Origin of the sequence: Streptomyces sp. HmicA12 (assembly GCF_000373565.1) — a bacterium.
GTDB lineage: Bacteria > Actinomycetota > Actinomycetes > Streptomycetales > Streptomycetaceae > Streptomyces.
Genome location: NZ_KB891797.1, coordinates 571,714 through 584,439, shown reverse-complemented (window position 1 = coordinate 584,439; position 12,726 = coordinate 571,714). Strand labels below are relative to the sequence as shown.

General features: G+C 70.4%; 12 protein-coding genes. 6 read left to right on the top strand and 6 right to left on the bottom strand.

The genetic code is table 11. The annotated features are described in order from the left end of the window. Positions 1–122 precede the first annotated feature (122 nt). The gene (locus B072_RS0102910) at positions 123–1,829 is read right to left on the bottom strand and encodes a glycerol-3-phosphate dehydrogenase/oxidase (RefSeq protein WP_018528423.1); all 1,707 of its coding nucleotides are present in this window, start codon (positions 1,827–1,829) and stop codon (positions 123–125) included. A gap of 314 nt (positions 1,830–2,143) precedes the next feature. On the opposite strand from B072_RS0102910, the gene B072_RS0102905 reads away from it, so the two are divergent. Next, positions 2,144–3,397: a nucleotide sugar dehydrogenase gene (locus tag B072_RS0102905; RefSeq protein ID WP_018528422.1), complete on the top strand. Its 1,254-nt coding sequence runs from the start codon at positions 2,144–2,146 to the stop codon at positions 3,395–3,397. A gap of 61 nt (positions 3,398–3,458) precedes the next feature. Further along, on the top strand, positions 3,459–4,076 hold the full coding sequence (locus B072_RS0102900) for a hypothetical protein (protein WP_018528421.1): 618 nt from the start codon (positions 3,459–3,461) through the stop codon (positions 4,074–4,076). A 75-nt stretch (positions 4,077–4,151) separates the two neighbouring features. Here B072_RS0102900 and B072_RS0102895 read toward each other — a convergent pair whose 3' ends face one another. The 4 genes from B072_RS0102895 to B072_RS0102880 all read right to left on the bottom strand — a co-directional run bounded on the left by B072_RS0102895 (position 4,152) and on the right by B072_RS0102880 (position 8,586). Further along, positions 4,152–5,276: a GuaB3 family IMP dehydrogenase-related protein gene (locus tag B072_RS0102895; protein WP_018528420.1), complete on the bottom strand. Its 1,125-nt coding sequence runs from the start codon at positions 5,274–5,276 to the stop codon at positions 4,152–4,154. 129 nt (positions 5,277–5,405) lie between these two features. After that, on the bottom strand, positions 5,406–6,917 hold the full coding sequence (gene guaB, locus B072_RS0102890) for an IMP dehydrogenase (protein ID WP_026245388.1): 1,512 nt from the start codon (positions 6,915–6,917) through the stop codon (positions 5,406–5,408). Positions 6,918–7,055: 138 nt separating this feature from the next. Then, positions 7,056–7,643, bottom strand: a complete 588-nt coding sequence (locus tag B072_RS0102885) for a sigma-70 family RNA polymerase sigma factor (RefSeq protein ID WP_018528418.1) — start codon at positions 7,641–7,643, stop codon at positions 7,056–7,058. A gap of 331 nt (positions 7,644–7,974) precedes the next feature. Then, positions 7,975–8,586 carry a response regulator transcription factor gene (locus B072_RS0102880; RefSeq protein ID WP_003948568.1) on the bottom strand — a complete coding sequence of 204 codons (612 nt, stop codon included), beginning with the start codon at positions 8,584–8,586 and terminating at the stop codon, positions 7,975–7,977. Between the two features lie 393 nt (positions 8,587–8,979). On the opposite strand from B072_RS0102880, the gene B072_RS0102875 reads away from it, so the two are divergent. Beyond that, positions 8,980–9,321 carry a WhiB family transcriptional regulator gene (locus B072_RS0102875; protein WP_018528417.1) on the top strand — a complete coding sequence of 114 codons (342 nt, stop codon included), beginning with the start codon at positions 8,980–8,982 and terminating at the stop codon, positions 9,319–9,321. A gap of 58 nt (positions 9,322–9,379) precedes the next feature. Here B072_RS0102875 and B072_RS0102870 read toward each other — a convergent pair whose 3' ends face one another. Next, entirely contained in the window at positions 9,380–10,288 is a 909-nt protein-coding gene (locus B072_RS0102870; RefSeq protein WP_018528416.1) for a LysR family transcriptional regulator, read from the bottom strand. Positions 10,289–10,368: 80 nt separating this feature from the next. Between B072_RS0102870 and B072_RS0102865 the strand changes: the two genes are divergently transcribed. From B072_RS0102865 to B072_RS46150, 3 genes are all read left to right on the top strand, one after another. Continuing rightward, entirely contained in the window at positions 10,369–11,037 is a 669-nt protein-coding gene (locus B072_RS0102865; protein ID WP_026245387.1) for an MOSC domain-containing protein, read from the top strand. 248 nt (positions 11,038–11,285) lie between these two features. Then, positions 11,286–11,447, top strand: a complete 162-nt coding sequence (locus B072_RS49740; protein ID WP_324603813.1) for a helix-turn-helix domain-containing protein — start codon at positions 11,286–11,288, stop codon at positions 11,445–11,447. After that, on the top strand, positions 11,393–12,697 hold the full coding sequence (locus B072_RS46150; protein WP_324603817.1) for a transposase: 1,305 nt from the start codon (positions 11,393–11,395) through the stop codon (positions 12,695–12,697). Before B072_RS49740 ends, B072_RS46150 begins: the two co-directional genes overlap by 55 nt. Positions 12,698–12,726 lie beyond the last annotated feature (29 nt).

The following is a 12,726-nucleotide window of genomic DNA, read 5'->3' as shown; positions in this document are numbered from 1 at the left end:
ACGGACGCCACTCTTCCGTTGCCCGTCACGGAGAGCAAGGCCCAGGGTGACACCCCTCCTCACCTACCGGGTACCCGGGTCCACCCGTAAAACCCTCGCGGCCACGATGAGTTGGCACACCGTCACAGCGGCACGATGTCCGGCGCCCCCAGCCGCGCCGCGTCGGCCGTCAGGTCATCCGGCTGCAACTGCGACTCGCGCTCCGCCTCCACCCGCTTCTCGTAGTGCTCGACCTCACGCTCGACCTGGTCCTTGTCCCACCCGAGCACGGGCGCCATCAACTCGGCCGCCTCCCGCGCCGATCGGGTGCCCCGGTCGAAGGTCTCGATCGAGATCCGGGTCCGCCGGGTCAGTACGTCGTCGAGGTGCCGGGCGCCTTCGTGCGACGCGGCGTAGACGACCTCGGCGCGCAGATAGTCGTCGGCCCCGCCCAGCGGAGCCCCGAGACCGGGGTCCTTGGCGACGAGTTCGAGGACCTCCTCGGCCAGCGCCCCGTACCGGTTGAGCAGGTGTTCCACCCGCACCACGTGCAGCCCGGTCCGCGCGGCGATCCGCGCCCGCGCGTTCCACAGCGCCCGGTACCCCTCGGCGCCCACCAGCGGCACGTCCTCGGTGACGCACTCGGCGACCCGCTGGTCGAGGCCGTGGATGGCCTCGTCGACCGCGTCCTTGGCCATGACCCGGTACGTCGTGTACTTGCCGCCCGCGACGACCACGAGCCCCGGCACGGGGTGCGCCACGGTGTGCTCCCGCGACAGCTTGCTGGTGGCGTCGGACTCCCCGGCGAGCAGTGGCCTCAGGCCGGCGTACACGCCCTGCACGTCGTCGCGCGAGAGCGGCACCCCGAGCACGGAGTTCACGTGCTCGAGCAGATAGTCGATGTCGGCGCTGGAGGCGGCGGGATGGGCCTTGTCCAGGTCCCAGTCCGTGTCCGTCGTGCCCACGATCCAGTGCCGCCCCCAGGGAATGACGAACAGCACGCTCTTCTCGGTCCGCAGGATCAGCCCCGTGGTCGAGTTGATCCGGTCCTTCGGCACGACGAGGTGGATGCCCTTCGACGCCCGGACGTGGAACTGTCCGCGCTCGCCGACCAACGCCTGGGTGTCGTCGGTCCACACGCCCGTGGCGTTGACGACCTGCTTGGCCCGGACCTCGTACTCACCGCCGCCGTCCACGTCCTGCACCCTGGCCCCGACGACCCGCTCGCCCTCCCGCAGGAAACCGGTCACCCGGGCCCGGTTGGCGACCTTGGCGCCGTACATGGCGGAGGTCCGCACGAGCGTGGCGACGTAGCGCGCGTCGTCCATCTGCGCGTCGTAGTACTGCAGCGCCCCCACCAGGGCGTCCTTCTTCAGGCACGGCGCGACCCGCAGCGCGTGCTTGCGTGTCAGGTGCCGGTGCATGGGCAGCCCGCGCCCGTGCCCGCGCGCCATCGACATCGCGTCGTACAGGGCGACCCCGGAACCCGCGTACAGGCGCTCCCAGCCCTTGTGCTGCAGCGGATACAGGAACGGCACCGGCTTTACGAGATGCGGCGCGAGGCGTTCGAGCAGCAGCCCGCGCTCCTTCAGCGCCTCCCGTACGAGCGCGAAGTCCAGCATCTCCAGATACCTGAGCCCGCCGTGGATGAGCTTGCTGGAGCGGCTCGACGTGCCCGACGCCCAGTCCCGCGCCTCGACGAGCCCGGTGGACAGGCCCCTGGTCACGGCGTCGAGGGCGGTTCCCGCGCCCACCACCCCCGCGCCCACCACGAGGACGTCCAGCTCCCGCTCGGCCATCGCCGCCAGAGCCTCCGCGCGCTGCTCGGGTCCCAGTGTCGCTGCCTTCACTGCTGCCTCCCGCTGTCATCGGCCCGGCCTCACCCGCAGGTGTACCCGCGCTCCCAGGGCGCAAGCCGCACGCGTAATGCGGCATGTTCCCGATTCTGACCCTCCTGCCCGATTCCGGCCACCACCCGTCCCCCACCTGTGGACAACTTTCGACGCCGACGGCGACATGCCCAAGTCATTGCGGCGCAATGAGACATATCGGTCATATTTACTCCTAGTCTGACTGTGCGCTCGCCCGTCCTGTCCACCGGGCTTGCGCCCACGTCCCGCTCCGGCTAAAGCCGGTCCACCTCCTGGGAAGGACGGCCACCGCCATGCCCGCAGACCTCGCCGTCGTCGGCCTCGGCCACCTCGGCCTGCCGCTCGCCCAGGCCGCCGTCGCCGCCAGGATCGCGACCGTCGGCCACGACCCCGCCCGCGCCCAGGACCTGGCCGCCGGCCGGCTCCCCTGCGACGGCGACAGCGCGGCCCTGACCGCCGCCGACGTCCGCCGCATGCTGGCCGCGGGCTTCCGCCCCACCGCGAACCCCGCCGAACTCGCCCGCGTCCGCACCGCGGTCGTCTGCGCCCCGACCCCGCCCGGGGCGGACGGCACCCCGTCCCTCACCCCGGTGATCGAGGCGACCCGCACCCTCGCCGCCCACCTGCGCCCGCACACCACGGTGATCGTCGAGTCGCCGGTCCCGCCCGGCACCACGGAGACGGCCCTGCTGCCCCTGCTCGAAGAGGGCTCCGGCCTGCGCGCGGGCCGCGACTTCCACCTCGCGCACGCCCCGGGCCGCCTCGACCCGGGCAACCGCACCCACCCGTACGCGGCGACCCCCAAGGTCATCGGCGGCTACACCCCGGCCTGCACCGAGTCGGCGGCCACCTTCTACAGCCGCCTGACCGACAAGGTGGTCCGCGCGCGCGGGCTGCGCGAGGCGGAGACGGTGCACCTGCTGGAGACCAACTACCGGCACGTCAACATCGCCCTGGTCAACGAGATGGCCGTCCTCTGCCACGACCTCGGCGTCGACCTGTGGGACGTCATCCGCTGCGCGGAGACCAAGCCCTTCGGCTTCCAGGCCTTCCGCCCGGGCCCCGGCGTCGGCGGCCACGCCCTCGCCCAGGACCTGACCTCCCCGCACCTGCACACCCGCCCGCTGCGCATGGTGGAACTGGCCCGCCAGGTCAACCACCACATGCCGAGCTACGTCGTCCAGCGCGCGGCCACGCTCCTCAACGAGCACGGCAAGTCCGCCCGCGGCGCCCGCGTCCTGCTCCTCGGCATCACGTACAAGCCCGACCTCGCCGACCAACAGGCCGCCCCCGCCGAGGAGATCGCGACCCGCCTCATGCAACTCGGCGCCGCCGTCAGCTACCACGACCCGTACATCCCGTCCTGGAACGTCCTGGAACGTCCGGTCCCGCGCGCGGACTCCCTGTACGAGGCGGCGGCCGACGCGGACCTCACGATCCTGCTCCAGCACCACCGCACGTACGACCTCCAGGGCCTCTCGGTGAAGGCCCAGCTCCTCCTGGACACCAGAGGTGCCACTCCGGCAGGAGCGGCTCACCGCCTCTGACTGCTACATTGCGGCCTCTCTGGGCACACACGTGCCCACGTTCACACTTCAGGGGGACCGCATGACCCAGCCACCGCAGCCACAGCCGCAGGACGGCAACCCGTACGCCCAGAAGGGTCCCGACGTGGGGCAGCAGCCGCCGCAGGCGCCCCAGCAGCCCGGCTACGGCTACCCGCAGCAGCAGCCGGGTCAGCAGCCCCCGCAGCAGTACACGCCGTTCCCGCAGCAGCAGGCCGGGCCGGGCGGCTTCGCCCCGATGCAGCAGGCCCCGGGCCGCAGCGGGAACGCGGCGCTCGCGATAGTCGCCGCCGTGGTCCTCTCGCTCATCCTGGCCTGGGCCTACGGCGCGATCATGAAGGCCACCGAGCACGAGATCGGCTACGCGGCCATCGCCGTCGGCGCCATCGTGGGCTTCGCCGCGGGCAAGATAGCGGGCCGCAACCCGGCGGTGCCGTTCGTCGCGGCCTTGCTCTCGCTGGTCGCGGTGTACCTGGGTCAGATGACCGGTCTGGCGATGGCGCTCGGCGACTACGCCAACATCTCGTTCTTCGAGGCCCTCACCGACCACTTCAGCCTGCTGAACGACGCCTGGAAGGACGCGGCCGACTTCAAGTCGTACGCGTTCATCGTGGTCGGCGGCATCGCCGCGTTCGGCGCCGCCAAGCGGGCCGGCGCCTGACGCGGGACCGCCACACGCACGAATGGGTCGGGCCCCGCCGAAACGGCGGGGCCCGACCCATTGGCGTACGTGGACTCAGCGGCGGTGCTGCGAGTCCGCGACCGTGACCTCGACCCGCTGGAACTCCTTGAGCTCGCTGTAGCCGGTGGTGGCCATGGCCCGCTTCAGCGCGCCGAAGAAGTTCATCGACCCGTCGGGGGTGTGCGAGGGCCCGGTGAGGACCTCCTCCGTCGTGCCGACCGTGCCCAGGTCGACCTTCTTGCCGCGCGGCACGTCCTCGTGGACGGCCTCCATGCCCCAGTGGTGACCGCGGCCGGGCGCGTCCGTGGCGCGGGCCAGCGGGGAGCCCATCATCACGGAGTCGGCGCCGCAGGCGATGGCCTTGGGCAGGTCGCCGGACCAGCCCACGCCACCGTCGGCGATGACGTGCACGTAGCGGCCACCGGACTCGTCCATGTAGTCGCGGCGGGCGGCGGCCACGTCGGCGACGGCGGTCGCCATCGGCACCTGGATGCCCAGCACGTTGCGCGTGGTGTGGGCGGCGCCGCCACCGAAGCCGACCAGCACACCGGCGGCACCGGTCCGCATCAGGTGCAGCGCGGCGGTGTACGTGGCGCAGCCGCCGACGATGACCGGGACGTCCAGCTCGTAGATGAACTGCTTCAGGTTCAGCGGCTCGGCGGCACCGGAGACGTGCTCGGCCGAGACGGTCGTCCCGCGGATCACGAAGATGTCCACGCCCGCGTCCACCACGGCCTTGGAGAACTCGGCGGTGCGCTGCGGGGAGAGCGCGGCGGCGGTCACGACACCGGAGTCGCGGACCTCCTTGATGCGCTGCTTGATCAGGTCGGCCTGGATCGGCGCGGAGTAGATCTCCTGGAGGCGGCGCGTGGCGGCCTCCGGGGTCAGCTCGGCGATCTCGTCGAGCAACGGCTGCGGGTCCTCGTACCGGGTCCACAGACCCTCGAGGTTCAGCACGCCGAGCCCGCCGAGCTCACCGATGCGGATCGCGGTCGCGGGCGAGACGACGGAGTCCATGGGCGCTGCCAGGAACGGCAGCTCGAAGCGGTAGGCGTCGATCTGCCAGGCGATCGAGACCTCCTTCGGGTCGCGGGTGCGCCGGCTCGGCACGACGGCGATGTCGTCGAAGGCGTACGCACGGCGGCCGCGCTTGCCGCGCCCGATCTCGATCTCAGTCACTGTGGGAGGCGCCTTTCCATCTGGGTCCCTCTGGGGCCTGCCCGTCCAGTATCCCTGACGTACGAAGAAGGGGCGGCCCCGGTGACCCGGGCCCGCCCCTGCCTCGATGACCTGCGTGTACCTCCGGAATTACTTCCGGCTGTAGTTGGGCGCCTCGACCGTCATCTGGATGTCGTGCGGGTGGCTCTCCTTGAGGCCCGCGGACGTGATGCGCACGAAGCGGCCCTTGCTCTCCATCTCGTCGACGCTCGCCGCGCCCACGTAGCCCATCGTCTGGCGCAGACCGCCGACGAGCTGGTGCAGGACGTTGGCCAGCGGGCCGCGGTAGGGCACCTGGCCCTCGATGCCCTCGGGCACCAGCTTGTCGTCGGAGGAGACCTCGGCCTGGAAGTACCGGTCCTTCGAGTACGAGCGGCCCTGGCCACGGGACTGCATGGCACCGAGCGAACCCATGCCTCGGTACGACTTGAACTGCTTGCCGTTGATGAACATCAGCTCACCCGGCGACTCCTCGCAGCCCGCGAGGAGCGAGCCGAGCATCACGGTGTCGGCACCGGCGGCGAGCGCCTTGCCGATGTCGCCGGAGTACTGCAGACCACCGTCGCCGATGACCGGCACGCCGGCCGCACGCGCCGCGACGGCCGCCTCGTAGATCGCAGTGACCTGCGGGACACCGATTCCGGCGACCACGCGCGTGGTGCAGATCGAGCCCGGACCGACACCGACCTTGACGCCGTCGACACCGGCGTCGATGAGGGCCTGGGCGCCGTCACGGGTGGCGACGTTGCCGCCGATCACGTCCACGTTCACCGCGGACTTGATCTTCGACATCCAGCTCAGGGCGTTGCTGTTGTGCCCGTGCGAGGTGTCGACGATGAGGAAGTCGACCCCGGCCGCGGCCAGCGCCTGAGCGCGCTCCAGCGCCTCGGGGCTCGCGCCCACGGCGGCACCGACGAGCAGCCGGCCCTCGGCGTCCTTGGCCGCGTTCGGGTACTGCTCGGCCTTCTTGAAGTCCTTGACGGTGATGAGGCCCTTGAGGATCCCGGACTCGTCGACCAGCGGAAGCTTCTCGATCTTGTGGCGGCGCAGCAGCTCCATGGCGTCGACGCCGGAGATGCCGACCTTGCCGGTGACGAGCGGCATCGGCGTCATGACCTCGCGCACCTGACGGCCGCGGTCGTTCTCGAAGGCCATGTCGCGGTTGGTGACGATGCCGAGCAGCTTGCCGTTCGGGTCCGTCACCGGCACGCCGGAGATGCGGAACTTGGCGCACAGCGCGTCGGCCTCGGCCAGCGTCGCGTCCGGGTGCACCGTGATCGGGTCGGTGACCATGCCGGACTCGGAGCGCTTCACGAGGTCGACCTGGTTGACCTGGTCCTCGACGGACAGGTTCCGGTGCAGCACGCCGACGCCGCCCTGACGGGCCATGGCGATCGCCATACGGGCCTCGGTGACCTTGTCCATCGCCGCGGAGAGCAGCGGAATGTTCACGCGCACGTTGCGGGAGATGCGGGACGAGGTGTCGACCGCGTTCGGGAGGACCTCCGACGCGCCGGGCAGCAGCAGCACGTCGTCGTAGGTCAGCCCGAGTGTCGCGAATTTCTCGGGCACCCCAGTCGAAGGACCGCCGTTTGCAGTCATGACACCTTCCCCAAATGGCCTTGATCGGTGCGGATGTCCATGCTAACGGCCAGACGGGGTGTCTCATTCCACGATCAAGATCATCGGCCTTCTTTGTACGTTCACACGTACGCGGCCGGGGTCGTGTGCTACTACCCGCTACTGCTCGGCGAGCGCCCGCAGGCGGCTCAGCGCCCGGTGCTGCGCCACGCGCACGGCGCCGGGTGACATGCCCAACATCTGCCCGGTCTCCTCCGCGGTGAGCCCGACGGCGATCCGCAGGAGCAGCAGCTCCCGCTGGTTCTCCGGGAGGTTGGCGAGGAGCTTCTTGGCCCACTCCGCGTCGCTGCTCAGCAGCGCCCGCTCCTCCGGGCCGAGGGAGTCGTCGGGCCGCTCCGGCATCTCGTCGGACGGCACGGCCGTGGAGCCGGGCCCGCGCATGGCCGCGCGCTGCAGGTCGGCGACCTTGTGCGCGGCGATGGCGAAGACGAACGCCTCGAAGGGCCGCCCGGTGTCCTTGTAGCGCGGCAGCGCGAGCAGTACCGCGACACAGACTTCCTGGGCGAGGTCCTCGACGAAGTGCCGGGCGTCGCCCGGCAGCCGGGACAGCCGCGTACGGCAGTAGCGGATGGCGAGGGGGTGGACGTGCGCGAGCAGGTCGTGCGTCGCCTGCGCGTCGCCGTCGACGGCGCGGCCGACGAGCGTGCCGATGACCCCCTGCTGGGCCGCTGCCTCGTCGTCGCGCATCGGTCCATGGTGCCCTGTCGACGCGCGGTCCGCGGCACCACGCCCCTGGTTGTGCACCGAAGCGTTATGCGCTGATGCGCCAGAGGCGCCCGATGCGTTCTGGGCAGGTGCGCCGGAACTCATCCGCTGCACCCTCCCCTCTCGCTGACCCTGCTCGCCCGACTCGTCGTCCCCGAGGAACTCCACACCTCCAAGGATGCGGCATCTTCCACGAAACGTGGGAGTGGAGTCCCGCGCGCCCCGCAAGGGGCGCCAGGCTCCATCCTTTGGCGGCTCCGCCACGGGGCGCGACCAGCCACGACGCAAGCCGCAGCCGGCCGACGGGGGATCTCTACCGGACCAGGCCCCAACGGAACCCGAGCGCCACCGCGTGCGCCCGGTCGGACGCACCGAGCTTCTTGAACAACCGGCGCGCGTGCGTCTTCACGGTGTCCTCCGAGAGGAAGAGCTCGCGCCCGATCTCCGCGTTGGACCGACCGTGACTCATGCCCTCGAGCACCTGGATCTCACGCGCCGTGAGCGTCGGCGCCGCACCCATCTCCGCGGAGCGGAGCCGGCGCGGGGCGAGCCGCCACGTCGGGTCGGCGAGCGCCTGCGTCACCGTGGCACGCAGTTCGGCGCGCGAGGCGTCCTTGTGCAGATAGCCGCGGGCGCCGGCGGCGACCGCGAGGGCCACGCCGTCCAGGTCCTCGGCCACGGTGAGCATGATGATGCGCGCACCGGGGTCGGCGGACAGGAGCCGGCGGACCGTCTCGACGCCGCCGAGCCCCGGCATGCGCACGTCCATAAGAATCAGGTCCGAGCGGTCGGCGCCCCAGCGGCGGAGGACTTCCTCGCCGTTGGCCGCGGTCGTCACGCGCTCGACGCCGGGCACGGTCGCGACCGCGCGGCGCAGCGCCTCTCGGGCAAGCGGGGAGTCGTCGCAGACGAGGACGGATGTCATGACCGTCCTCCGCAGCTGATGCGCGTCACCTTGAGCCTCCAGGCTGGTACGAAATCGTCACCTGTGCGGTCGACACTCACAAGCAGTTTCGGACAGATGCCCGAGCGCTTGTGCTTTCAACCGCCTCCGCACTTCTCAACGACGGTCACTCGAAAGAGTTACGGGTCGGACGGCCTAGTTCGGCACTCTACGTGAGGGGCCGTACACAGCGGGGGCAGCGCGACAGACCCTCAAGGTTTCATCACAAGCTATGCCCCATTTAGCGCCTTTTCTTCCCTTTTGCTGGTGTCTGTGGCTAGATTCGCAATGAGTCATATTTTCATCTCCTTAGACAGTAGATGTACGGTCATGGGCACCGTATCCGCGTCACAACGGCTACAAGGGGACACACCAATGGCAGATTTCTCCCGCCTTCCCGGACCGAACGCAGATCTGTGGGACTGGCAGCTGCTCGCGGCCTGCCGCGGGGTCGACAGTTCGCTCTTCTTCCACCCCGAGGGCGAGCGGGGTGCCGCACGCAGCGCCCGTGAGACCTCGGCCAAGGAGGTCTGCATGCGGTGCCCGGTGCGCGCGGAGTGCGCTGCTCACGCGCTACAGGTGCGTGAGCCGTACGGCGTGTGGGGCGGGCTCACCGAGGACGAGCGCGAAGAGCTGATGGGGCGGGCCCGCAACCGGCTCGTCACGGCGTCGGCGGCGGGTGGCGCGCAGGCGCCGGCCACTGCCTCGCACAACTGAAGGAACGTTTCTCCGCCTCTTCACCCGTGGGCGCACTCCGGTGCGCCCACGCCCGCGCTCAGCGGGTGGCGGCCTTGCCGGCGGCCCTGGCCAGATGGTCGAGGGTCGCGGCCACGGCCGGCACCTGGGCCAGATCGGGCAGCGTGAGCGCCACGATCTCGCGCTGCACGGCCGGCTCGACCGTCACTGTGCGTGCACCCTTGGGCCGAACGGACTCGATTGCCAGTTCGGGCAGGACCGCCACGCCGAGCCCGGCGCCGACGAGCCCGACCACCGCCGGGTAGTCGTCCGTCGCGAAATCGATGCGCGGGGCGAACCCGGCACCCCGGCACACCTCGACCAGCTGGCGGCGGCAGCGCGGGCAGCCCGCGATCCACGACTCGTCGGCGAAGGCGTCGATGGTGACGGAGCCGGCCGCGGCCAACGCGTGCCCCTCGGGGACCAGACCCACGAGGCGGTCGGCGAGCAGGGGACGTACGACGAGGTCGTCCCAGTCCTCCGCCGCCTGGGCGCCCTCGTACCGGAAGGCGAGCGCGACGTCGCAGTCGCCCTCGCGCAGCATCTCCACCGAGCGCGGCGGTTCGGCCTCGACGAGCGAGACGCGGGTGCCCGGGTGCTCGGTGCGCAGGGCGGCGAGCGCCGTGGGCACGAGGGTCGAGCTGCCGCTCGGGAAGGACACGAGCCGGACCCGGCCCGCGCGCAGGCCCGCGATCGCGGCGACCTCCTCCTCCGCGGCGGTGAGCCCGGCGAGGATGCCCGCGGCGTGCCGGACGAGCGCCTCGCCCGCCTGGGTCAGCCGCATCTCGCGTCCGGTGCGGATCAGCAGCGGGGTGCCCGCCGAGGACTCCAGGGCCTTCATCTGCTGGCTGACCGCGGGCTGGGTGCAGCCCAGCTCACGGGCGGCCGCCGAGAAGGAGCCGGTGGCGGCGACGGCGCGCAGGACGCGGAGGTGGCGGGCTTCGATCACCTCTCAAGCATAAGCCTGACTTGGGGAAGGCGGCGAATAATGCGTAGCGGCTTTGGTTCGGGTCCCGTAGCGTTCTGGTCATGAAGCTTCTGTCTCTCAATCTGGGTCGCGCCAAGGCCGTGGAGTACACCGACCAGGCCGAGGGCCTCTCCGGTATCGACAAGCAGCCGGTCGAGGGGCCCGTGCGGGTCGCCGCGCCCGGCCCCAAGGGCGTCGGCGGAAGCGGGCTCGCGGGCGACGCGGTGTGCTCGAAGAAGCACCACGGCGGCGACGACCAGGCGGTCTACGCGTACGCGCGCGAGGACCTGGACGCCTGGGGGCAGGCGCTGGGCCGGGCGATACCCAGCGGCGCCTTCGGCGAGAACCTGACCACCGAGGGCCTCGACGTCACGGGCGCGCTGATCGGCGAGCGCTGGCGGATCGGTCCCGACGTGGTCCTGGAGGTGACGTCGAGCCGTATCCCGTGCCGGACGTTCCAGGAGCATGTCGGGGAGCAGGGCTGGGTCAAGCGGTTCACGCAGGAGGGGGCGCCGGGCGCGTACCTGCGGGTGATCGAGCCGGGCGAGATCCGGGCCGGGGACCCGATCGAGGTCGTGCACCGTCCTGACCACGAGGTGACGGTGCGGCTCGCGTTCCGCGCGGTGACGACGGAGCGGACGCTGCTGCCGCGGATGCTCGCGGCCGGGGACGCCCTGCACCCCGAGGAGCTGAAGGCGGCGCGGGAGTACGTGGCGAAGTACGGCTCATGAAATGCGGCTGCCCACGTACGGATCCTGAGATTCCACGGGGAACGACCTTGCGGTGTACGAGGGTTGGAATCGGACGCGGATCCAGAGTCGCCCCAGTCGTACCCGCCGCGGCAACACCGGCAGGGCGATTCCAACCCCGCACGGGGCAGCATCGGCCCGCATGCGCGACAGCAGAACCAGGTCACTCGCTCGGGTGATGGATTTCGACAAAGCAGGCGGGCGGGGAACGTGCTGACTAGGTTCGCCGCATGGCACGGTTTCGGATGTACCCGACGAGTGAGCAGGCGCGCATCATGCGCGGACACTGCTCGCGTGCCCGGTATGTATGGAACTTGGCAGTCGAGCAGCATGCGCACTGGGCTCCGGGCGTAGTACGGCACCGGGGTTTGCCGAGCAGTGCCGTCAACTGACTGAGTCTCGGCGGGAGAACGCGTGGCTGGGCGCGGGAAATGCCGACGTGCAACAACAGGCGTTAAAGGACTTCGCCAAGGCCAAGAGCGCCCGGTTCACGTCTGGATTCGGCGAACCAACATGGCGCAAGAAGTTCACGCATGAGGGCTTTCGGGTCATCGGTACCGACCGACTGCCAGAGTTCACGACGACCGGCGCCCCGAAGCTGAACGCCAAGGGCAAACAAGTGATGGCCCGCTCGGTGGTGGTGCAGAAGCTCAACCGGCGATGGGCGCAGGTGAAAGTGCCCGGGTGCGGCTGGGTCCGCTTTCGGCTCAGCGTCCAAGGCAAGGGCAGGGAGCTGCCGCAGGCCAAGACACTCCGCGTCACGTTCAAGAACAATCAGTGGCACATCGCGTTCGCCGTCATCCCCGAGCCAGTCGACAAGCCAGCCCTTGGTGAAGTGATCGGCATCGACCGGGGCGTAACCATCACCGCCGCCCTCTCCGACGGGCGGCACCTGAACTGCCCGCAACTGACCATCAAGGAACGCGCCCAGGTACGCAAGCACGAGCGGCGAGCCGCCCGAGCGCCGAAGAACAGCGAACAGAAGGCAGCCTCGTACGAGAAAGTGGCTCAGCTCAAAGCTCGGGAGGCGAACAGACGCAAGGGCTGGTGCGAGAAGACCTCCACGATGCTGGCCCGGACCTACGGGCTGATCCGGTTCGAGCAGTTGAACATCAAGAACATGACCGCCTCCGCGAGGGGAACCATCGAGCGCCCCGGTAAGCGCGTACGCCAGAAGGCTGGTCTGAATCGATTGATCCTTGCGCAAGGCTGGGGCCTGCTGCGCCGACGCACCGAGGACAAGGCCCCGGGCCGGGTTGAAGATGTACCGGCTCCCTACACGAGTCTGCGCTGCAGTGCCTGCGGTCGGATAGAGAAGAACTCGCGCAAGAGCCAAGCCGAGTTCGTCTGCGTGTCCTGCGGGTTCACCTGTAACGCGGATGAGAACGCAGCCATCAATGTCGCGGCAGGACAGGGCGGGATCCCCCGCCCCCGGCGTAGCAGCGCCGGTGCCGGAGGGGCGACAACGGCCCGAGGCCGTTCGAACGCCCGTGAACCTCAACCCCTCACCCGGGTTGGAATCCCTGTCCCGCAGAGAGGGAGGATGTCAATGCCATCTGCTGTACCACGAGGACGGCGGCATGATGGGGCAGTTCGTGGTGGTCGACAAGGGGCAGCGGGCGGGGCGGCCGCCCTCCGGTGATCATGCGCATCACTGAGCCGCCGGGGCCG